This is a genomic window from Buttiauxella massiliensis (assembly GCF_902500225.1).
Lineage (GTDB): Bacteria > Pseudomonadota > Gammaproteobacteria > Enterobacterales > Enterobacteriaceae > Buttiauxella > Buttiauxella massiliensis.
Genome location: NZ_LR722657.1, coordinates 132,139 through 156,100, shown reverse-complemented (window position 1 = coordinate 156,100; position 23,962 = coordinate 132,139). Strand labels below are relative to the sequence as shown.

Genomic DNA, 23,962 nt, shown 5'->3' with positions numbered 1-23,962 from the left:
GACTTGTTCGACAACGGCCAATTTAAAGGATAGAGGGTAATCGCGTTGCGTGCGTTTAACGTACTGGTTCATCACATTTTCCTCATAGTACGAGTTAAATGTGTCAACGCTATTTAGGACGGGTCATAACCAATAAAAAAGGTGCCAATCGGCACCTTTTTTTTGGCTACTTCTGAGCAGCTTTTTCAGCTCTCTGGCGTCTGAGCTCTTTCGGATCAGCGATCAGAGGTCGATAAATTTCCACCCTGTCGCCATCATTAACCGTATCGGTGAGTTTTACCGGTCGGCTAAAAACACCTACTTTGTTCTTTGCCAAATCGATATCCGTGCGCAGTTCGAAAATTCCCGATGCGGCAATAGCCTGTTCAACAGTGCTGCCTTGCGCCAGTCGTACCTTGAGCAAGTACTGCTTTTCCGGTAGCGCGTAAACGACTTCGACCTTAATTTCAGGCGACACTGTAGACCTCTTTGGCACGAACGGTAAACGCCTGAACCATATTCCCCGCAAGTTCCTTGAAGATACGGCCAAACGCCAGTTCGATTAGTTTGTTAGTAAATTCAAAATCAAGCTGGAACTCGATACGGCATGCTTCAGCGCTCAGCGGCGTAAACTTCCAGCCCCCCATCAATGACTTGAATGGGCCATCGACAAGATGCATTAGAATGCTTTGATTGCTTGTAAGCGTATTGCGCGTAGTGAAGGTCTTGCTGATACCCGCCTTAGAAACATCTACCGCCGCCGTCATCTGATCATGCGACGCGTCAATCACCCGGCTGCCTGTGCAACCTGGTAAAAAATCTGGGTAAGATTTCACATCGTTCACTAATTGATACATCTGCTCCGCGCTGTAAGGCACTAGCGCAGTACGGGTAATCTGAGGCATAGCATTTCCTGAGAGTCACAAAACGGGCAAATAATAACATTTATCATCACGCAAAGAAAAACTCTTAGGCTAGAGCCGTGCTAAGATATGCCTTCATCCTCGCAGCGAAGCGGGGTGTATTTGAACTCCTGGATTACTTATACTGAGCAGCACTATGACAAAGAAAAAAGCATTCAAACCAGGTTCAGCCACCATTGCGCAAAACAAACGCGCCCGCCATGAATACTTTATCGAAGATGAGTTTGAAGCGGGCCTCGTGCTACAAGGCTGGGAAGTAAAATCGCTACGTGCAGGGAAAGCCAACATCGGTGACAGCTACGTCATTTTGGTCGATGGCGAAGCGTTCCTGTTTGGCGCAAACTTTACCCCGTTAAACGTGGCATCAAGCCATGTGGTCTGTGACCCTACGCGTACCCGTAAACTCCTGCTTAACCAACGTGAGCTGGATAATCTTTACGGCCGTATTAACCGAGATGGTTATACCGTTGTGGCGCTGTCGATGTACTGGAAAAACGCCTGGTGCAAAGTGAAAATCGGCGTCGCAAAAGGTAAAAAACAACACGACAAGCGTAATGATGTGAAAGACAAAGAATGGGCGGTGGATAAAGCGCGCATTATGAAACATGCTGGTCGATAATCACGTCTATAACTCTCAGAAATCTTTACTGGTCCTTGCAGCACAGGGCCAGTACTGTTAACCCCTACTAATGCTTCCTTAATAATTCATTTAAAATACATCTTCTCCGAAAGAAATTAGTTCCGGCAAGCAATCATTTTAAAAAATAGATTTTTCGATCTTATTAAAAATGTGCTACTCAGAAAAAACCTCAGTATATATTTCATATTTTCCCTTTCAGACTAATATATAAATTATAAAAAATCCGTTTCCACGAACATGTTTTACTTCGCCAAAGAAAACAATTAATTACCCACACACAAATAACCACACCAATACAATGGATATTATATAATTGATGATGGAACATTTATAAATGGACAAGCACCCCCTCCAATCTTTAAAAAAACACCTTACAATCAAACAACTACAGCCATAGCCATCTTTTTTTAGTTATAACAAAAATTCATAGATCACTGGCGAGTCGTTAGGAAAAAAATCTTATTAACCAACTCTAAAACATTCACTTAGCGTCCCTTAATTTGCGCTTTCATGTTTTCCTGTCTATATCTTCATTATCCCCGAATGGAAATGATACAAAAGTATGAATTTTACATTTAAATAAAGTGATAGCCCGGTAGTAAGCAAACACATTCCAATAATGTTAGTCGTCAATATTCTGATGTCCGGATTCGTTCGCTTTAAATTTTATAAATGCGTGAGATTGCTATAACAATTTGTCTCGGGGAAATTATTTGCAAGCTTAAGCATTTCTAAAGACTACCCCTGTTCACACCGAATGGAGTGATAACAATGCGTTCAATATCAATCATCTCAAAACTTACTGGCGTAACGAACAATGTTGAAGCCTCTGAAATTACGCTAACAGCTCCTTCTATTGTCGAACTTAAAGCCGAACGCTCTGATATCGCCAGCATCGCTCGAACTAACCAGGATATGGTTATCACTCTTCGTGACGGCGAAGTCATTACCGTTAAAAATTTCTATGCTTACGCCGATCAAGGTGGCAACCAACTGGTGCTCGAAGACAGCCATGGTGCTTTGTGGTGGGTACAGGATACAGATTCGGCTTTTCACTTCGAGCATATCAACAGTATTGATGATCTCATGGTTGCCACGGGTGCAGAAAACCATGGCGGTGCCGCTATTTGGCCATGGGTTTTAGGTGGCGTAGCCATTGCTGGGGGCATTGCTCTGGCCGCAGGTGGTGGCGGAGGCGGTGGTGGCAGTGATAACTCGGACGGTGCTGGCAATCAAGGTGAACCGAATCCAACACCGCCGCCGACAGATACCACTCCCCCTGCTGCACCAACAAATTTAAATGTTTCAGCAGACGGTAAAACGATCACAGGCAAAGCTGAACCTGGCAGCACGGTGACAATTACAGATCCTAGTGGTCAAATTATCGGAAAAGGCACCGCTGGCAGCGATGGCACTTTCACTATCCCGCTAAAAAACCCACAGATCAGCGGTGAAGATCTGACAGCTCATGCTACCGATCCTTCCGGAAACACAGGCCCTGATGCCACGGTCATTGCACCTAATATTCCATTACCGGATGCACCTACACTCACCAATGTGGTGGATGACGTCGCACCAGTACTAGGCAACGTCCCGAAAACTCAATCTACTAACGATAATACCCCAACGCTTCAGGGCGCAGGCAAGGCCGGGACAACCGTTCATATTTATGATGGCGACAAAGAAATTGGCACCGCAGTCGTTGATGCTAGCGGCAACTGGAGCTACACCCCAACCACCGCGCTATCTGATGGCTCTCACTCATTTAGTGTTACGGCAACCAATGCCAAGGGTGAAAGTACTCACTCGCCAAGTTACACGATTACCATCGACACCGTAGCACCCGAGTCTCCCGCCGTTGATCAGCTACAAGATGATGTCGGAAGTATCAAAGGATCTATCGTTAGCGGTACATATACCGATGAAACAGCGCCAATAATCCACGGCACCGGCGAGGCAGGTGACAAAGTCACCATCTTTGATAACGGCATTCAGATCGCTCAGATCACGGTTGGCAGTGATGGAAAATGGAGCTTCACCCCAACTCAAGCGCTCGCCGACGGCAATCACACCATCACTCTGATTCAAACCGATCCTGCAGGTAACGTCAGTAAAACAACGACCAGTCCGACATTTATCGTCGACCACACCCCTCCTGATGCTGCCAAAATCACGAATGTGAGCGAGGATGGCACCAAAGTAACGGGAACTGCCGAGCCTGGAACAACAGTTACTATCACAGGTGCCAATAACGTTGTGCTTGGAACCTCAGTAGTGGGTGCCAATGGCAGCTTTACTATTACCCTCACCCCTGCTCAGACGCACGGTGAGACACTCACGGCAAACATTCACGATCGCGCTGGTAATGTCGGGCCAGATACCAACTTTGATGCATCTAACTCCCATTTCCCAACCGTGCCGGTACTGGTTACCGTTGCTGACGATGCCGGAACAATTACTGGCAACCTAACAAACGGGCAGGCTACAGACGATAAAACCCCGACGCTAAGCGGAACGGCTGAAGCTGGCACAACAGTGACCATCTATGACAAAGGTGTATCGATAGGAAGCACGACGGCTGACGGCTCGGGGCACTGGACATTCACTCCAACTGCGCTGTCTGATGGCCAACACGTCTTTACCTTAACCTCAACCAACAGCAGCGGCACCAGCGGAACCTCGACTGGTTTCACCGTTGCAATTGATACAGCAGCCCCCACAGCCCCAACAGGTCTGGTTGTTTCAGACGACGGCTCGCATGTCACTGGTAGTGCCGAAGCAGGCAGTACTGTCACCATAACCGATAGCAATGGTGCTCCTATTGGCAGCGCTACAACCGGCGCTGATGGCAAATTTAATGTCACCATCAACCCACCACAGGTCAACGGTGAAACACTGGAAGCAACGGCTACCGATCCTGCTGGCAACAGTAGCGGGCAAAGCTCCGTCACGGCACCCGATCACACTGCGCCGAGCATCCCGATCATTACCGAGCTATTGGATGACGCAGGCACAGTTACGGGACCTATCGCCAATAATGGCGTGACCAATGACACCCGCCCAATGCTTACCGGTACGGGGGAATCGGGCGACACCATTACGATCTTCGACAAAGGAGTACAAATTGGCCAGGTTGCGGTTGGCAATGATGGTAAATGGAGTTTCACACCAGGCACGCCACTGACGGAGAGCAAGCATGCACTGACAGTGCAGCAAAGCGATGCTGCAGGCAATAAAAGCCAGCTCGTCACCGGCCCAACGTTTACGGTTGACCTCACCCCACCAACAGCCGCAGTTATCGATAGCGTTAGCCAGAACGGAACAACGGTGACCGGGCATGCCGAATCGGGCAGCACAATCGCCATTTTTGACGCAAGTAATACGTTGCTGGGTACGGCACTAGTCGGCACCGACGGTACATTTACTGTCAATATCTCTCCTGCGCAGACACACGGTGAATCACTGAGCGCCCATATTCAGGACGCAGCAGGTAACGCCGGACCTGATACGCCTTTTACTGCCTCTAACTCTCAATTCCCAACCGTGCCGGAGCTGGACACCGTTACCGACGATGCCGGAACAATAACCGGCACGTTAAACAACGGGCAATCAACCGATGATAAAACCCCGACGCTAAGCGGGTTGGCGGAAATAGGAAGTACCGTAACAATCTATGACAACGGTATTTTCTCTGGAACCGCGACGGTTGACGGAACTGGCCACTGGAATTACACACCACCAGCAATACTCGACGGCCAACACGTCTTTACTTTAACCGCGACAAATAGCAGCGGTACCAGTGGCGTATCCTCTGCGTTTACCGTTGTTGTTGATACCCTGGCGCCACTAGCGCCAAATGGTATGGATGTCTCGGCCGATGGCACTGTCGTCACCGGTAGCGCAGAAGCTGGCAGTACTGTCACCATAACTGACAGTAACGGTGACCCTATTGGTAGTGCTACAGCCGGCACTGATGGCAAATTTAGCGTTACCATCGATCCGCCACAGCTTAATGGGGAAACACTCGGCGCTACCGCAACTGACGCTGCTGGAAATCAAAGTCCTAATGCTACGGTTATTGCAGAAGATCACACCGTTCCACTCGCACCAACCAATTTATTGGTTTCAGCCGATGGCGAACATGTCACAGGTAATGCTGAACCTGGCAGCACGGTCACCGTCAAAGACAGTAAAGGCGTGGTATTGGGTACGGGCACGGCTGATGTCAACGGTGACTTTGACGTTACCCCGCTCATGCCTGCGCAACTCAACGGCCAACCGCTGCTGGTTACTGCAACTGATACCGCTCATAACACCAGCCCAAGTGCTACCGTCGTGGCACAAGACCACACCGCACCTGATGCCCCAACAAATTTACATGTAAATGAAGAAGGTACAGTCGTCACCGGGAGTGCCGAACCAGGCAGCACCGTTAAGGTTACCGATGCTAACAACGTTGAATTGGGAAGTGGTACTGCGGGAGGCGATGGCACGTTTACCGTATCGATTACCCCACCACAAACCAATGGCGAAATACTCGGCGTTTCAGCAACAGATAACGCGGGTAACCTCGGTCCTAAAGCACCTGTTGATGCCCCGGACACAACAGCACCATTAGTACCGGTTATCACACACGTTATTGATGATTTTGCCAATCACACGGGTGATCTCACCAGCGGCCAAACAACCAACGACAGCAAACCAGAACTTCAGGGCACAGCCGAAGAAGGCACGACCGTGAAGATCTATGACAACGGCTTATTGTTGGGTAGCACAACCGCAGGTGCCGGGGGGGTGTGGAGTTTTATCCCCACAACTGCACTTTCCCAGGGTTCACACAACCTGACAGTTACTGCAACTGATGCTGGAAATAACACAAGTCCCGCAGCCGCGTTCAACGTGGTTGTCGACACTATCGCGCCGCAGGCCCCAACTATTACATTGGTCAACGATGATGCAGGAACAATTACCGGCCCGGTCCTGAATAATGGTTCGACAAACGATCAAACTCCGACGATCACTGGTACCGGTGAACCCGGTTCAATCCTCACTCTTTTAGATGGCACACAACCGCTCATCACGCTGACTGTCGATTCGTCAGGAACATGGAGTTACACCCCAACATTATTACCTGTTGGTAGCCATACATTTACCGTCATTGCTGAAGATGCTACAGGTAATGTCACGATCCCTTCAGCCGGGTTTACCATTAACGTGGACATTACCCCACCCGCTACCCCTGTCATTAATTCAGTTCAGGATGATGTCGGCACGGTCAAAGGGGAGCTGGCCCAAGATAACGCAACCGATGACACCCGCCCACAATTGAGCGGCACCGGAGATGTGGGTTCGACTATCACTCTGTACGATGGCACGACTCCTGTCGGCAGCGTGACGATAGGAACCGATGGGAAATGGAGCATCACTCCGACGCAGCCATTGAGCGAAGGGCCACATACGCTTAATGCTATCGCCACCGATGCTGCTGGCAATGCAAGCCCTGCCGACTCTTATACCCTGACTGTGGATACAACTGCGCCTGGCGCGCCATTAATTATCAGCGCTCAAGGTGAAGTCGCTAATCAGTCAGCGCCACTGGTCAACGGGGGCAGCACGCAAAACGGAACCCCAACGCTCACCGGTAGTGGCGAACCAGGGGCAACAATCAATATTTATGATAACGGTGGTGCCACGCCGATTGGTGTGGTGACTGTTCCTGCTGGCGGCACATGGACATTTACACCTTCACCAGCGTTGAGCGAAACCTCACATACCCTGACCGCCGTTGCGACCGATCCTGCGGGCAACGTCGGTCTGCCTTCAGCTGGCTTCACACTGACAGTTGACTCAACAGTGCCAGCCACTCCGGGCATCCCGGTGGTCACTGACGACCAGGCTCCCGTTCTGGGCAATATCAGTAATGGTGGCAGCACCAACGACACCACACCAACCATCTCAGGAACAGGGAGTGTGGGCGATACCATCACCATTCGCGATAATGGCTCAGACATTGGCACGACGACTGTCAGGGCGGATGGTTCCTGGAGCTTTACGCCGCAAACGCCTATCTCCGGGCAAAACCATTCAATTAGCGTTATCGAATCTGATGCTGCGGGTAACAAAAGCCAGCCGTCTGGCTCGGTTGCTTTCACCCTGGATACCGCAGCATCCGCTGCCCCAACCATTGTCTCTGCTGACGATAACGTCGGCCCAGTCCAGGCTTCGCTGTCTACCGGAGGGATCACTGACGACAGCACGCCGACATTCCATGGCACTGGTGTAGATGGCGATACCATTACGTTGTATAGCGGCAGCACAGTTATCGGGACCACAACGGTATCTGGAGGAACATGGACGATTACAACAACAACACTTCAGGACGGTAAGCAGGTAATTACTGCAACGGCAACCGATGCTGTGGGCAACATCAGCGCGTCTTCAGACGATTTTACACTGACCGTCTACACCACGCCGATCGCAGCCCCAGTGGTGACAGAGATTGTTGATAATGTCGGTACGATTCAAACGCCATTGGTGAATGGCAGCTATACCGACGATAGGACTCCGACATTCAACGGTACAGGCACTGCTGGCAGCACCGTTTCTATTTACGACAATGGTGGAACCACGGCAATTGGCACCGCAATTGTGGGTACAGATGGCACCTGGACCTTCACGCCAACGACAGCGCTCCCGGCTGGCGTAAGCGATCATACGTTTACCTTTAGTGCTACCGATGCTGTCGGGAATACGGTGGCATCAACGAACCCCATTCTTTTACACATTGATACTGTTGCGCCATTGGCTCCGATTGTTTTAGTCCCTGGTGGCACAGTTGCCAGCGGCACTGCCGAAGCTGGCAGTACTGTCATCATCAGTAACAGTACAACGGAGCTGGGCCGTGGCATCGCTGATGCCGATGGAAAATGGGCTATCACTCTGTCGCCTGCCCAGTTACCAGGCACATCGCTGATAGCGATAGCGCAGGATATTGCAGGAAACCAAAGCCCATCAGCAGGCTTTGATACAACTCTCGCGCTCACCCTTCAACCACCAACCATTGACCATGTTGTGGATAACGTAGGTACCGTTACCGGAGATATCACCAACGGAAAAACAACCGACGACACCACGCCGACACTGAATGGCTCAAACGCTGCATCTCTCGCAACTGTTCATATCTTTGTGGATGGTGCAGAAGTTGCCACCGTGACTGCCACTGTTTCAGGCACATGGAGCTACCAGATCCCAGCAGCGCTGGCCCAAGGCTCGCATACGTTTGCCGTCAGCCAGAACACACTCCTTGATACCAGCGGCAAGTCGCCTGCCTTTACTGTCATCGTAGATACAGACGCACCGACGGTTCCGGTTATCACATCCGTCACTGACGATGTAGCCCCAATCACTGGAACCGTTAACAGCGGTCAGGCCACCAATGATCCTCGCCCAACGATCACAGGCACCGGTGAAGTTGGGTCAACTATCACGATCCTTGATAATGGCACGTCGATCGGCACCGCCGTAGTCGGCACTGGAGGCACATGGACCTTCACGCCGACCACCGATTTGGGCCAGGGCTTGCATCCGATAACCGTCACTTCAACTGATGCGGCCGGTAATGCCAGTGCACCTTCTGCTGGCTTCTCGGTAAACGTTGATACGCTCACAACAGCGCCTGTGATCAGCAGTGTCACTGACAACGTAGGAACACTTGCCCCAGTCATTTCTGGCGTACCGACCAATGACAACACACCAACCTTTACCGGAACAGCCGAGCCGAATTCCACTATCACCATTAGTGAAAACGGTAAGGTTATCGGTACTGCCCTGGTTGATGGCACAGGTAACTGGAACTTCACCCCGAACCCAGCGCTAACTGATGGCAGCCACAATCTGACCATTATCACCACGGATACCGCGGGCAACGTCAGCACGGCAACCACCTTTAATGCCGTCATTGATACGGCAGCTCCGGTGGTGCCTGCCATTACTTTGGTTGTAGATGATCAGACTCAAGTAGGTGTCGACAACCCTCTGACCAACGGCCAACTGACCAAAGACACGCAACCGGCCATCAGCGGCACCAGTGAAGCGAACGCGATAATCACGATCAAAGATGGCACTACCGTCCTCGGCACGACCACCGCAAGCCCAACCGGTGACTGGTCATTCACACCAGACAGTGGTCACGCACTCGGCCAGGGCAGCCATAGCCTGACCGTCACCGCCACTGACGCCGCCGGGAATATCAGTAATCCATCTTCCACCTTCACGGTCGTCGTGGATTCTATCGCCCCAACCGCGCCGCTGATTGTGACCGTCACCGATAATACCGCGCCAAATATTGGGCCGATCACCAGTGGCCAGCCGACCAACGAAACGCGCCCTGCTATCACCGGTTCGGGAGAAGTGGGTTCCACCATCAAAATTTACGATGGCAGTAACCCTACTCCACTTGGCACCGCAACTGTTGGCTCTGGTGGCACCTGGAGCTTTACCCCACCAACAGCGTTAAGTAGCGGTTCACATAATCTGACCGTGACCGCAACAGATGCCGCAGGCAACGTAAGTGCGCCATCGGCCATCTTTAACGTGGTGGTTGATTTGGCCGCACCGGGTACTCCTGCTATTACCAATATTGCAGACGATGTGGGTACTGAAAAAGGTGATTTAACCAACGGCCAATCCACTGATGACACCCTGCCACTGATCAGCGGAACGGCAGAAAACGGCGCGAGCGTAAAAATCTACGACAACGGCGCACTGATTGGCACCGTTAACGCCAGCGCCACAGACGGCACATGGAACTTTACGCCACCAGTGGGTTCACCACTCACTAACGGCAACCACGCATTTACCGTGACCGCAACGGATAGCGCAGGCAACGTCAGCGCACCGTCTAATACTTTCAATATCGTCGTCGATACGGCTGCACCAACGGCACCGATTGTTATTCAGGCGTTTGATGATGTCGGCCCGGTCACCGGCGCACTGGTCAATGGGCAGTCGACCAACGACAACACGCCGTTGCTGAGCGGGACGGCAGAAGCCAACTCGATAGTGAGTATTTCCGACAATGGCGTGTTTCTCGCCACAGTTACTGCCAGCGCGACGGGCACCTGGAGCTATACACCGCCAGTCCGGAACGATGGTCAGCATATCTTTACGGCAACCTCCACCGATGCGGCGGGTAACGTCGGGGCAGTCTCTGGCAGCTTCACACTGACAATCGATACCAGCACACCGGTAACACCTGCGCTGTCAACTGTGTATGACGATGTGGCAGGCGGCGTGTTTAACGCCAACCTCACAAATGGGCAAGTCACTAACGATGCGCGCCCTGCGATCAGCGGCACGGGTGAAGTGGGCACGACCATTACCATCCTCGATGGCGGCACACCGATTGGCACCGTAACGGTTCCTGCTGGCGGCAGTTGGACCTTTACGCCGACCACGCCGCTTACCGCGGGCTTACATACGTTCACCATCACCGCCACGGACGCGGCAGGTAACGTCAGTACCGCATCAGCAGGATTTGCGATAACGGTCGATACCACCGCGCCAACGACACCGGTAATCACTTCGATTGTTGATGATGTAGCAGGAGGGGTATTTAACAACCCTCTCGCCAACAACCAGGCTACCAATGACAATAGGCCAACACTTAACGGTACGGCTGAAGCAGGTGCGACCGTCGCTATTTATGACAAAGGTGTATTTGTTACCAACGTCACCGCCAGCGGCACCGGCGCATGGGCTTATACCCCAACGCAGCCCCTGTCCGAAGGAAGCCACTCATTTACCGTTACCGCTACTGACCTCGCGGGCAACACCAGCGCCCTTTCGCAGTCTTCATCGATTGTGGTTGATACCACAGCGCCAGGTGCACCAACTGGATTAGCCGTTAACGCGACAGGCACGACCGTAACTGGGACTGCTGAAGCGGGGAGCACGGTGACCATTACCACCAGCGGCGGAACCGTCCTCGGAACAGCAACAGCTGACGGTACGGGTAGCTTCAGCGTGGCAATTACGCCTGCGCAAACCAACTCACAGGCCCTGCTTGCATTCGCTCAGGACAGCGCAGGTAACCTCGGAGCTTCCGTAGGATTTACCGCACCAAATACCGCTCTACCGGGTGTGCCTGTCATTACAAGTGTGATGGATGACTTCGCCCCTGTGACCGGAACCGTGGCTAACGGGCAAAGTACCAACGATGCCACGCCAACGCTCAACGGCACGGCTGACATAGGTGCTACCGTCAGTATCTATAACAATGGTGTGTTGATGGATACCGTCGTGGCAACTAACGGTACCTGGAGCTATACCCCATCTGCACTGACCGAAGGTTCACACAACTTCACGGCCACCGCGACCAACGTTAACGGCACCGGTAGCCCATCCGCCCAGGTCACCGTCATCGTTGACACCATCGCACCGCTGGCACCAACCGCGACCGTCAGTGTCGATGGCAATACGATAAGCGGCACCGCCGAACCCAACAGCACCGTCACTGTCACTCTGGCAGACGGCGTCACCACCATCACGGCGACCACCAACGGCAGCGGTGCCTGGACGGCTCCGCTCACCACGCGCCAGATTGACGGTGAAATTCTTTCCATCAAAGCCACGGATGCAGCAGGCAACGTATCGCCGGTCATTACGGCGACCGCGCCGGATCTGCCACTGGCCGCCAATGACAACGTTATCGATTTGGCACTGAGCAGCACTGCGACTGTCTCGCCACCGGTCCATTACAACGACTATGGCGTTCTGTTAGTCGGTGCGCTGGGCAACTCAGTACAGGTGCTCGGCAGTGACACGGCGCAGGTCCAGTTTAACGTTGGCGCAGGAACTGGGAATATCACGATTGAAGCTGCCGCAACCGGCATAGTGCTGACGCTGCTCAACTCGCTGGAAGTGGCCGTTCAACGGTTCGATTCCGGCACCGGTACATGGACCACCGTTTACGACTCATCGCAGGCTCAATTTGCCAACCTGTTAACCATTGGGGCCAGCGGCATTACGTTCAAAATCGATAACCTGCCTGAAGGCACTTATCGCGTGCTGAGTTACAACACGAATCTGCTGGCGACCGGTTCACTAACCAGTCTCGACGTCGCCGTTGAGCAAGTTGGCCCGGGTGTTGTGACGGGTGAAACATCGCATCAGGGGAATGTCATAACAGATATCGACCCGAGCGGTGGGCAGGATACCGCCCCGGCAGGTACCGTTGTCACATCGGTCACTAACGCACAGGGGCAAGTATTGGCTGTTGGCGCGAGTGGCGCTGATATCAATGGGTTGTACGGTACTCTGCATATCAACCAGAACGGCAGTTACACCTACACGTTGAATAACACCACGGCGGCAGTACTCGGGCACACCGAAAACTTCAACTACACCATCACCCAAAACGGTATCAGCGACACCGCGCAATTGGTGGTCACACTCGGTAATGGCGGGCCAGCCAGCACCGTAACGGCAACAGATAACACCGCGGCACTGACCTACAGCACCGATGTGGAAGCTGTAAACCACGGCGCATCATCGCAAAATGGTTTGTCAGTGCTTAGCATTGGCGTGGGCAATGTGTTGAACGCGAATTTACTCGCCAATATGACCAACCCGATAATCTTCGATGTGGATGAAGGTTCGACACGCACCATGACGATACAGGCGAGTGTTGGCGGGGTGGCTTTACTGTCTACCTTCGATTTGTATATCTACAAATTCAACGACGTCACCCAGCAGTTTGAGCAGTACCAGGTACAAAAAACCTGGCTTACTGCCCCGCTGCTGGGCGGTACATCGGGGCAATTAACGTTAACGCTACCGGGCGGTGAATATCTGTTCCTGCTCAATAACGCCAGCGGCGTGTCGGTGCTGACGGGCTATACGCTGAATATCCTGCAAGATCATACCTATGCTGTGGAAAGCCTAAGCGCCACGACGACCGGTAACGTCATGCAGGATGATATTTCCCCGGTGGGTAGCCATATCACCCAAGTGAATGGGGTTTCCGTTGCCGCCAGTGGAACCACGACGATTAATGGCGAATATGGAGTACTGACCATTGATGCCAACGGCAACTACACCTACAAACTGAATGCGGGTGTCGGCGCTGACAGCATTAAAACACCGGACAGTTTTGTCTACACCGTCACCGCACCAAATGGGGACACCGACACCGCATCGCTGAACGTCACGGCGACACCGACTCTGGTTAATGCGATTGACGATATCAGCACGGCGATGCTCATCAACACCGCACAAACCACCGCCAGCTACTCCGATACCACGGTAGGTTCGGCGTCGTGGCAGGCAAAACTGCTGGCTTCATCATCTGGTAATGGCTCAGGGACTTTCGTCGTCGGCGCCAACGATGTTCTGCACAACCCCGCTTTGCACTTTACCGTGCAATCGCTGTTGTCACTGGGCGGTTTAAATGTTGACTGGAATATCACCAACAGCGCAGGAACCGTGATAAGAAGCGGCACATTCAGTGGCGGTCTGTTATTAGGCGGCGTGGCGGACATTAACCTGGCCGGGCTGGATCTGCAGGCTGGCACCTATACGCTGAACTACACCGGGAGTATGGGGGCACTGGCGGCAGGCCAGGTCACCATCACCCCAACCGTCACCGGTACCACCATTGATCTGGATAATTATCTAACGCAGGGCGTCAGTACCATTCACGGCAACTTGTACGATGGAACGGATTCCTCTGGCGCGATTGACCAGTTGGGAACGGTTCATACACTGCTGAGCATTACCGACATTAACGGCAGCACCACTACGCTTGATCCACTGACCAACAGCAGCGCCACCGCCACGATTCAGGGGCATTACGGCACGCTGCAAATCGGCATCGACGGGGCGTATACCTATACGCTCAACAGCGGGATTAACCCGGCGTCGATAACGACCAAAGAAACGTTCACCTACAGCTTGAATGACCAGAACGGCCACACCGACAGCGCCACGTTAACCATCAACATGAACCCGCAGTTTGTCAGCACCGCGCAAAGCGATGTGATTAACGGTTCGGTCTACGGCGACACCCTGGTTTATCACCTGCTAAACAGCGCAAATTCGACGGGTGGCAATGGTGCTGATACCTGGAAGGACTTCCATATGGCGGATGGCGACAAAATCAATATCCACGACCTGCTTACCGGCTGGAACCCGGCAACATCCAACATCGCCAACTACTTGAGCGTTAGTTACAACGGTACCAGTACGATCATCTCTATCGACCGCGACGGTACAGGTGCAACGCACAGCCCAACCCAACTGGTCACGCTGGAGAGCACACACGTCACGCTTGATGAGCTGGTGCAGCAGAACCACATTATTACCTGATAGCCAAGAATAACCCGGGCGCAAAGACGCCCGGGAAAATGGTGGATTAATGTTCGTGGCATACCAAAAAAACAATAGCTATACCCAAAATAATTCGAGTTGTAGGCAGGCGGCAAGCGCGTGAGTCCCCAGGAGCATAGATAACTATGTGACTGGGGCGAAGGCGAGCAGCCAACGCACCAACAACTTGAAGTATGAAGGGTATATTTTTAATAGGGATAAATTATGGGAAAATTACAGCCTATCGCTTTATGGCTGGCATGCAGCCTGTGTGTAGCCCAAACGTATGCCGATGATACTCAACAATTCATTACGCCTGAGGGACTTGCTCAACAGCATGAACTCCCCTCTCTTGACGGCTCTTCTTCTCTGCCGCTAAACGCCCCTGCGCCCGGCACACTCACCCTCAACGATGCGGTTAATCGCGCGGTGAACTGGCACCCAGGCATTCATGAAGCCATCGGCAAACTCGCCGGGCAGTCGGAACAAGTCAACGTCGCAAAATCAAAATACTATCCGCAGGTTACGGCGGGCATGAACAATGGCTACAGCAACGGCTACACCGACAGCGGATTTAGCCCGTCGCTGGTGCTGTCGGTTTCGCAGATGCTTTACGACTTCGGCAAAGTTTCAAGCCAGGTGCGCGCCGAAAGCGCGGGCGTTGCGCAGGAACAAGCCAACGTGCTGGTCAGCATTGATAACGTCGGACACGATACCTCCGTCGCCATGGTTCAGGTGCAGATGTGGCAACAAATGGTCGATATTGCCAAAGAACAGTTAGATGCCTTGAGTGCAATAGGCCATTTGACCCAGCAGCGTAATGATGAAGGGGCCACGTCAATGTCAGACGTGGTGCAAACCAATGCGCGTATTGAATCCGCCCGCTCGCAGCTGATTCAGTACCAGGCCAACCTCGACAGCTCCCAGGCCACGTTAATGAGCTGGCTGGGATGGAATAGCCTCAACGGTATCAGCAACGAATTCCCGAACAAACTCAGCAAAAGCTGCGATGTTGCCAAACCGGACGACCGGCTGGTGCCAGCTGTTCTGGCGTCCTGGGCACAGGCAAGCGTTGCACAGGCTAACCTCGATTACGCTAATGCACAGATGACACCAACTATCTCGCTCGAACCGCAGGTTCAGCATTATCTGAATGATAAGTACGCCAGCCATGAAGTGCTCGACCGCACCCAATACTCCGCCTTTATCAAAGTGGAAATGCCGCTTTACCAGGGGGGTGGACTCACGGCACGGCGCAACGCCGCAAGCCATGCGGTAGAAGCGGCGCAATCCGGCGTTCAGCGCGCACGCCTTGATATTCGCCAGAAGCTTATGGAATCGCGTAGCCAGGCTCTTGGCCTGATGGGGGCAATTCAGGTTTTACAACGCCAGGAAGAGTTGAGCGCGCAGACGCGCGAGTTGTACCAACAGCAATATCTCGGTTTAGGCTCACGCCCATTGCTCGATGTGCTCAATGCCGAACAGGAAGTCTTCCAGGCGCGTTTCGCTCAGCAGCAGACACTCAGTCAACTTCATCAATTGCAGCTCAACTGTCTGTATAACAGCGGCCGGTTGCGCAATGCATTTGGTCTGGAACATCGCACCATCCAGTCACTGGAGATCCAGCCATGAGCAACATACCCCCACCAGTTGATGAACGACTTACCGAACAAGCACTGAGCAACTGGGCGCACGCAATCAGCCATGTTGCTGCACACTATCGCGTCGTATGTTCGCCAGGCACTATTCAGGCTAACGCGCCGTGGTTTAAAGATAAGGGCCTGCTTTCGGCCCTGACACAATTATCACGCCAGGCGGGGCTCTCTTTTCATCTATTAAGCGCCCCAGAACTCGCTATCGCACAATGGCGACTGCCCGTTATCGTGGACTTAAAAAATGGGCAATTGGCGGTTATTGAACATTTTGACGGTGAGGATACTGTTGATATCTGCGTGATTGATAACGACCGCCAGACCAACCGGGTGGCACTCAGCGAACTCTTGCCGCAAATCCGCTTTGTTGCCGCCCTGCGCCCACTCTCGGCATTAAAAGATAGCCGTGTAGATGCGTATATTTCGCGCTTTAGCCCAGACTGGCTAAAACAACTGGTGATGCAAGATTGGCGGCCCTACGGCCCGGTGATGTTCGCGGCGTTCCTCGTCAACGTGTTGTCGCTTTCGGGCATTATTTTCTCGATGCAGGTCTACGACCGGGTGATCCCCGCGCAATCTTATCCGACCCTTTATGTGCTCGCCTCCGGCGTAATGCTGGCAGTGGTATTTGGTTTTTTGCTGCGCGTGGCACGTGGCCATATTATGGATGTACTCGGCAAACGTGCAGATATGCGCGTTTCTGACCGAGTTTTCAGCCATGCGTTGCGCCTGCGTAACAGCGCGGTTCCCCGCTCCACCGGCAGCTTTATTTCTCAGCTTCGCGAGCTAGAACAGATCCGCGAAATGATCACATCGTCGACGATCTCGACGATCGTCGACTTACCGTTCTTTTTCATGTTTATCATCGTTCTTGCGATCATCGCGCCACAACTGGCGTGGATAGCCCCCGTCGCTGCGGTTCTGATGGTGTTACCAGGTATTCTGCTGCAAAAAAAATTGGCCATGCTTGCCAACCAGTCGGCGCATGAATCCACCTTACGCAATGCGGTATTGGTAGAGAGCGTGCAAGGGCTGGAAGATATAAAACTAATGCAGGCTGAAAACCGCTTTTTGCAGCAGTGGAACAGCTACATCCGCATTACGGCAGAATCTGGCCTGCGCACTCGCCAACTCTCACAAGGTTTGATTAGCTGGGGAATAACCATTCAAAGCCTGGTGTACGCGGCGGTGATTCTGTTTGGCGCGCCGCTGGTCATTGAAGGCGATATGACAACCGGTGCAATGGTTGCTGCCTCTATGCTCGCGTCACGCATGATCGCGCCAATGGCAAACCTGTGCGGCGTGCTCGCTCGCTGGCAACAAGTCAAAGCCGCGAAACAAGGGCTGGACAGTATTATGCAGTTGCCTGTCGAAACTCAGCGCGACGAAAGCCTCGTTCACCAGGATATCTTTCACGGCCATTACCTGTTTGAAAACGCGCAGTTTCGCTACCACAGCGACGACCAACGCATTCCTCTACGCATCACTCGTTTAGAGATTCAGCCAGGGGAAAGAGTGGCAGTATTGGGCCGTAACGGCGCGGGCAAATCCACGCTCTTGCAGGCTTTAGCTGGCGGTGTCGATTTAGTCAGCGGCGACGTGCGCCTCGACAATCTGAGCATGACGCAAATTGATATGGCTGATTTGCGGCGCAATATCGGTTTCCTGAGCCAGAACGCTCGGCTGTTTTACGGCACACTACGTGAAAACCTTACCCTTGGTGCACCTCATGCCAGCGATGAAGCCATCTTCGAGGTGCTTGAAATTAGCGGTGCAGGCAACTTTGTTAAACACCTGCCAAAAGGACTCGACCACGCCATTATGGAAGGCGGCACCGGGCTGTCGGGCGGCCAGCGTCAGTCAATCCTGTTGGCCCGCATGTTATTACGCTCACCCAATATTGTGTTGCTCGATGAGCCCACAGCTTCCCTTGACGACCATACCGAACGCGAATTTATTCAGCGCCTGGGGCAATGGCTCGGTAATCGCACATTGATAGTCGCCACACACCGGGTGCCGATGCTGGAGTTGGTAGAACGTGTACTGGTTCTGAAGGAAGGACAACTGGTGATGGATGCACCAAAAGCGCAGGCACTGAGTAACAGTCGCGCTACCGGGCAAGCAAACGGACGGGAGTGGAAAAATGAAAACCAGTCAGCGTGATGTCGCCATCGACGACCCCGATATTCAGCGGGAAAGTGAGTTTTCCGGTGCAAGCCGCATTATCACTCTCAGCGTTTTACTGTTTATATTGCTCGGCGTCTGGGCGTGGTTTGGCACCCTTGATGAGGTTTCGACCGGTACAGGCAAAGTCGTCCCCAGTTCACGCGAACAAATACTCCAGTCGCTCGACGGCGGTATCGTCACCGAAGTGTTAGTGCATGAAGGCGACAAAGTTCAGGCTGGGCAAATTGTTGCCCGGCTTGACCCCACCCGTTCAGAGTCAAATGTTGGCGAAAGTGCCGCACGTTATCGCGCATCGCTTGCCTCCAGCGTGCGACTTAATGCGGAAGTGAGCGATCTCCCGCTGGTCTTCCCTGATTCACTCAAAGCCTGGCCGGACCTCACCGCTTCTGAAATGCGCCTGTATAAAAGCCGCCGCGCACAACTCAATGACTCTACAGCGGATATACAAGATGCGCTGGTATCGGTGAATAAAGAGCTGGGAATCACCCAACGGCTGGCGAAAAGTGGCGCGGCCAGTAACGTGGAAGTGCTGCGTTTGCAGCGGCAAAAAAGCGACCTGCAACTGAAAATCACGGACCTGCGCTCACAATATTATGTGCAAGCGCGCGAGGCGCTTTCCAAAGCAAACGCTGAAGTGGACATGCTTTCTGCCATTATCAAAGGCCGGGAAGATTCGGTTAGCCGTATGACGGTGCGCTCGCCAATGCGCGGCATCGTGAAAAATATCCAGGTAACCACCATCGGTGGCGTTATCCCGCCCAACGGTGAAATGATGGAAATCGTCCCGATTGATGACCATCTACTGATTGAGGCTCGCCTCTCGCCGCGCGATATCGCGTTTATCCACCCGGGCCAGCGCGCGCTGGTGAAAGTCACCGCTTACGATTACGCCATTTACGGCGGATTAGAAGGCGAAGTGGAAACTATCTCCCCGGATACCATTCAGGACAAAGTTAAGCCTGAAATCGTCTACTACCGGGTATTTATACGCACCCAACAGGACTACCTGGTGAACAAAGCCGGACACCATTTTTCAATTTCGCCAGGTATGGTTGCCACTGTCGATATCAAAACCGGGCAAAAAACCATCGTTGATTACCTGATTAAACCATTTAACCGCGCCCGGGAAGCACTGCGCGAGCGTTAACAGGGATGAGGGGTAGTAAGTGAAGCTACAACTCTGTTATACTTACAAAACACTTGTGGGGCTGATTCTGGATTCGACGGGATTCGCGAAACCCAAGGTGCATGCCGAGGGGCGGTTTGCCTCGTAAAAAGCCGCAAAAAAATAGTCGCAAACGACGAAAACTACGCACTAGCAGCTTAATACCCTGCTTAGAGCCTTCTCTCCCTAGCTTCCGCTCTTAAGACGGGGATCAAGAGAAGTCAAACCCAAAAGAGATCGTGTGTAAACCTTGCCTGGGGTTGAAGCACTAAAACTAATCAGGATAGTTTGGTAATGGCGTGTCTACCCGCAGTTGCCCGGCGAATGTAAAGATAGACTAAGCATGTAGTACCGACGGCGTAGTAATTTCGGACGGGGGTTCAACTCCCCCCAGCTCCACCAAAATTCTTTGTTGATGGTCACCAGAGCCTGATATGAAGTCCTGGAAGCCCGCATGGCGTAAGCCCTGCGGGCTTTTTTGTATCTATGATTTGTCCGCAACCATCCGAGAAGATCCGCCTGAATCCAGAGAGAATTGGTACACGTTTAGGTACACGCCATGCTGTAGGCCTAGCAAGGTGTACCAATTATGGAAGGAATCCAGCCATGGCGCGACTAACCCGCCCCCTCACTAACAATGAAATACTCAAAGCAAAACCTCGTGAGAAAGACTTCACCCTTCATGATAGTGGCGGTTTGTATCTTGAGGTGACGAGCAAAAGATCTAACTACTGGCGCATGAAGTACCGGCGACAAGTGGACAAGAAAGAAGACAGATTAGCTTTTGGTTTCTGGCCTACTATCGCTCTTGCCGAAGCTCGAGCAAAACGCGATGGAGCTATAAAACTCCTGGTTCAAGGGATAGATCCCAAAGCTGAACAGAAGGAAGCCCAAGCCGAAACCTCAGGTGCCTATTCCTTTGAAACTATTGCGCGCGAATGGCACGCTAGTAATAAGCTGTGGGGTGAATACCATAGCTCGCGTGTGCTCCGTTATCTGGAACTGTATCTTTTCCCACATATTGGCTCTGCTGATATTCGTAAACTCAAAACCAGCAATCTCTTAGCGCCAATTAAAGTCGTGGATGCCAGTGGAAAACACGAACACCATATGATTTTGCAAGAAATAACAATTCACATAATGTATAAGTATTACCTATGGGTCCCCTCTTAGAAATAAGAGGGGACCCATACATTAAGCTGTAATAATCCTTCTATAACGTTGGCTAAATGCGTCTTTACCTCCTTCCATAATATCACAAATTGTTTTTCTTACTTCACGGTCTTGTAGACCCCCCAGAGAAAGGAAGTCCGTAGTACCAGATTGCTGACTTAATGAAATGACTAGTTCAGAATCCCCATTAACGACAATGTTAGGATTGTGAGTGATGATGAGTATTTGTCTTTTATTTTTACTTTCTTTTATTTTTTTACAATAAGATCATAAACTAATTGATTGTCTAAATCATCCTCAGGTTGATCTAAAATTATTGGATCATCACCATATGAGAGTAAGAATGCTAAAACAGTTGCAGCTTTTTGGCCTGCAGAACCTTGTGACAAATCCTTAAATCGTCTTCCATCATTATATTTTACAGTAATTGCATCACTAGGGAACCAACAGATAAGAGATGTAATTACTTCATCTGTTAGTTCATTTTTAAAATCAAAGAATCGTTTGCTTAACTTTACATCAAGAATTGTATTTGAGCTTTTTTCAAAAAAACCATTTTTTAGCTTTTGTATTTTTTGGATTATTCCATCCATGTTCTCTGATATTTCTTTGATTTGAAAGTTTAATAAGTTCAAAAAACCATTTTCATCCTCATTAAAGATTTCATTGCTAAATGTTGTATCTTTCTTGTCAATTGAGTTCCTGAAACTACTTTCGAGAAATTGATTATCTGCACAAAAATCCACACTTACTTTGAAGTTAGCATTATTATTATTTATATCTATGAGGAACTGCCTTCTGCGAGATGTAAGTTCTTTTCGTAGTTCTACTAACCTTTTGTAACTTTCAGTTGTTTCTCCCTTTTTTTTCTCAATGGTTTTTTCATCAGCACTTATCTTATCTAATCGTTCGGTAAGTTGCTTTCTCGTAGTGATCAAAGAATCATATTCATTAGGATTATTAACACCGCTGACTTGTAATGTAGCCATTAGTGCAGAGTATTGGTTTTGATGAGTAGTGATCTCATTTTTAAGTGCGCAAGAATTATACCACTCAAGTAAGTCTGTAATTTCTTTCGTTGTTATTTCGACTACGCTATTAACGGCTCGAATTGTATCTTCAATTATTTGTTGTATTCCAAGAATTTTACCTTGGACTTCTAATTCATTTATATTGCTGAAGAGTAATGGATTTGCACTAAAAGAATTAGGCTTTGATTGTGTAATGTGCTCTATTAGACCTTCAAAGAATTCAATATTTTTTGAAGTGAAGGTGTTAATAGTACTTTCTTGATTCAAAGTTTTTTGATAGTTCGCGAGAATGCTCGCATGGCTAGATCTCTCAATAGAGGTTATCTTTTGATTAACATCATTTAGCTGTCCAGTTAAGTGTGTCTTAGTAGAAATATTGGCTCTGAGATCTTTGACCTCTCTTCTTAGCTGAGAGAGTGTGTTTACTTCATTTCCCCATGTATATTGCCAGTCATTTATATTTACAATACTAGACTCATCAATAAGATTTAAAAGATAATTTGGGGAGCGTGAAATTTCATATATTTGTTTTTGACTAAAGATTTTAACAGGGAACCTAGATATTACATCCCCTTCCTCAGGGATTATATTATGATCCTCTATACGATTTATGGATACTTGCTGACAAGCATAAGTCCAATCTAAACGATATCTATTTTCCCCTTTTAAATATTCTATTTGAATACTACTCTCATCGAGAAAAACACCATCATCCTCTCGATTTTTTGCTTTTTTGGCAAGTTTTTGATAAGAGCTATACATTTCTTTATTGGAAGATAGTTGTTCAAGCTCGTTTTCTCTTCCTAAAGCAGTTCTCATAAACTCTAAAACTGTTGATTTACCACTACCTCTACCTCCGATGATACAGTTTAACCAAGGATGAAATTGTATTGAAAATTCATTGCTGCGGCCACAGTACTTAGTTTTATTAACTTTAATTGATGTAATTCGGTTTTCCGCAAAGATATTTGGTGAGTCAGGGAATTGATCAGATCTTTTTAAAGAGTCGATACCATCAAATAAGGCAAGTTTTAATCCTTCAATGGATGGTATCCCCATTTTTATCCATGTAAAAGCTCTACCAACTGTGCTTGGGTGATGAGAATCTGAGCCAATTATTTCTGGTAAATTAGTGCTCAGTGAAACATATCCTCGTAGCGGACTTGAACCTGGCTGAATAGTTTCATATTCATCATGAGTTCTAATTATTTCAACAGCAGACGCATTTGTTAAAATTTGTTTTAATGTTGCTCCTGATGAATGAACGGAGCAAAGGCCACTAGCTTTATCTATATGAGCTGGAATAGCTACGCCGCCACGGTCAATTATTATGTCTATAACTTGTTGTGGGCTACTTTCCGTTACCGCGTCACTGTCTCCTTCTGTACCAGTATAATCAACAGCACCAATAAGTTGTGATATATAGCTTGATGTTTTCTCTGGGTCAAAAATACCTAATATATGTATATTGCCATGAGCAGTGATTTCTATGCTAGGGAATATATAAATCGAATATCCTTCCTCTCTTAATTTATCTGCCTCTGATTTCAAGAGATCAACCCATCCTCCTGAATTATGGTCAGTGACAGCTATACATTCAATACCATGGCTTATGTAATCCAATAACCACCCCCTTGGGGTCATGGTTTGTTTTATTTGGTGATCAGCTTTACCGTAGTCCATTGACGCAGGAGTGTGCGTGTGGAAGTCAAATTTCCACCATTTCGAACCTATTTGCTGCATAGAAGACTCCTTTTCTTAACAAGTTGATAGTACTTATTTTATTTGAGTAGGAACTCTGAGGGTTTACTTGTTATCTACTTTACTCCTATTTACCACTTGATATC

General features: G+C 50.3%; 7 protein-coding genes, 1 other RNA gene and 2 pseudogenes. 7 read left to right on the top strand and 3 right to left on the bottom strand.

The genetic code is table 11. The features are described 5' to 3' along the window. Positions 1–166: 166 nt before the first annotated feature. Together GC128_RS15985 and GC128_RS15980 are read right to left on the bottom strand one after the other, a co-directional pair. A complete protein-coding gene (locus GC128_RS15985) occupies positions 167–457 on the bottom strand; it encodes an RnfH family protein (protein ID WP_151995149.1) in 291 nt (96 codons plus the stop codon). After that, positions 447–884 (bottom strand): type II toxin-antitoxin system RatA family toxin, encoded by a 438-nt coding sequence (locus GC128_RS15980; protein ID WP_034457334.1) that lies wholly within the window; start codon positions 882–884, stop codon positions 447–449. Before GC128_RS15980 ends, GC128_RS15985 begins: the two co-directional genes overlap by 11 nt. Before the next feature lie 154 nt (positions 885–1,038). Between GC128_RS15980 and smpB the strand changes: the two genes are divergently transcribed. The 7 genes and pseudogenes from smpB to GC128_RS15945 all read left to right on the top strand — a co-directional run. Continuing rightward, positions 1,039–1,521, top strand: a complete 483-nt coding sequence (gene smpB / locus GC128_RS15975) for an SsrA-binding protein SmpB (protein ID WP_151995148.1) — start codon at positions 1,039–1,041, stop codon at positions 1,519–1,521. A gap of 792 nt (positions 1,522–2,313) precedes the next feature. Continuing rightward, a complete protein-coding gene (locus GC128_RS15970; protein WP_151995147.1) occupies positions 2,314–14,907 on the top strand; it encodes a BapA/Bap/LapF family large adhesin in 12,594 nt (4,197 codons plus the stop codon). A 225-nt stretch (positions 14,908–15,132) separates the two neighbouring features. After that, a complete protein-coding gene (locus GC128_RS15965; RefSeq protein WP_151995146.1) occupies positions 15,133–16,539 on the top strand; it encodes a TolC family outer membrane protein in 1,407 nt (468 codons plus the stop codon). Next, complete coding sequence (locus GC128_RS15960) at positions 16,536–18,722, top strand: type I secretion system permease/ATPase (protein ID WP_151995145.1); 2,187 nt, start codon at positions 16,536–16,538, stop codon at positions 18,720–18,722. The genes GC128_RS15965 and GC128_RS15960 overlap by 4 nt, the downstream gene beginning before the upstream one ends. Positions 18,723–18,729: 7 nt before the next feature. Next, entirely contained in the window at positions 18,730–19,893 is a 1,164-nt protein-coding gene (locus GC128_RS15955) for an HlyD family type I secretion periplasmic adaptor subunit (protein ID WP_151995152.1), read from the top strand. A gap of 57 nt (positions 19,894–19,950) precedes the next feature. Beyond that, positions 19,951–20,313: a transfer-messenger RNA gene (gene ssrA, locus GC128_RS15950) on the top strand. A 204-nt stretch (positions 20,314–20,517) separates the two neighbouring features. Beyond that, positions 20,518–21,054 (top strand): annotated as a pseudogene (locus GC128_RS15945) (integrase arm-type DNA-binding domain-containing protein); the annotation flags it as partial. A 51-nt stretch (positions 21,055–21,105) separates the two neighbouring features. Here GC128_RS15945 and GC128_RS15940 read toward each other — a convergent pair. After that, positions 21,106–23,858, bottom strand: a pseudogene (locus GC128_RS15940) (TrlF family AAA-like ATPase). Positions 23,859–23,962 lie beyond the last annotated feature (104 nt).

Coding starts and splice junctions, on each gene's coding strand:
- GC128_RS15980 (WP_034457334.1), bottom strand. CDS start 884: ATGCCTCAGATTACCCGTACTGCGCTAGTGCCTTACAGCGCGGAGCAG.
- smpB (WP_151995148.1), top strand. CDS start 1,039: ATGACAAAGAAAAAAGCATTCAAACCAGGTTCAGCCACCATTGCGCAA.
- GC128_RS15970 (WP_151995147.1), top strand. CDS start 2,314: ATGCGTTCAATATCAATCATCTCAAAACTTACTGGCGTAACGAACAAT.
- GC128_RS15965 (WP_151995146.1), top strand. CDS start 15,133: ATGGGAAAATTACAGCCTATCGCTTTATGGCTGGCATGCAGCCTGTGT.
- GC128_RS15960 (WP_151995145.1), top strand. CDS start 16,536: ATGAGCAACATACCCCCACCAGTTGATGAACGACTTACCGAACAAGCA.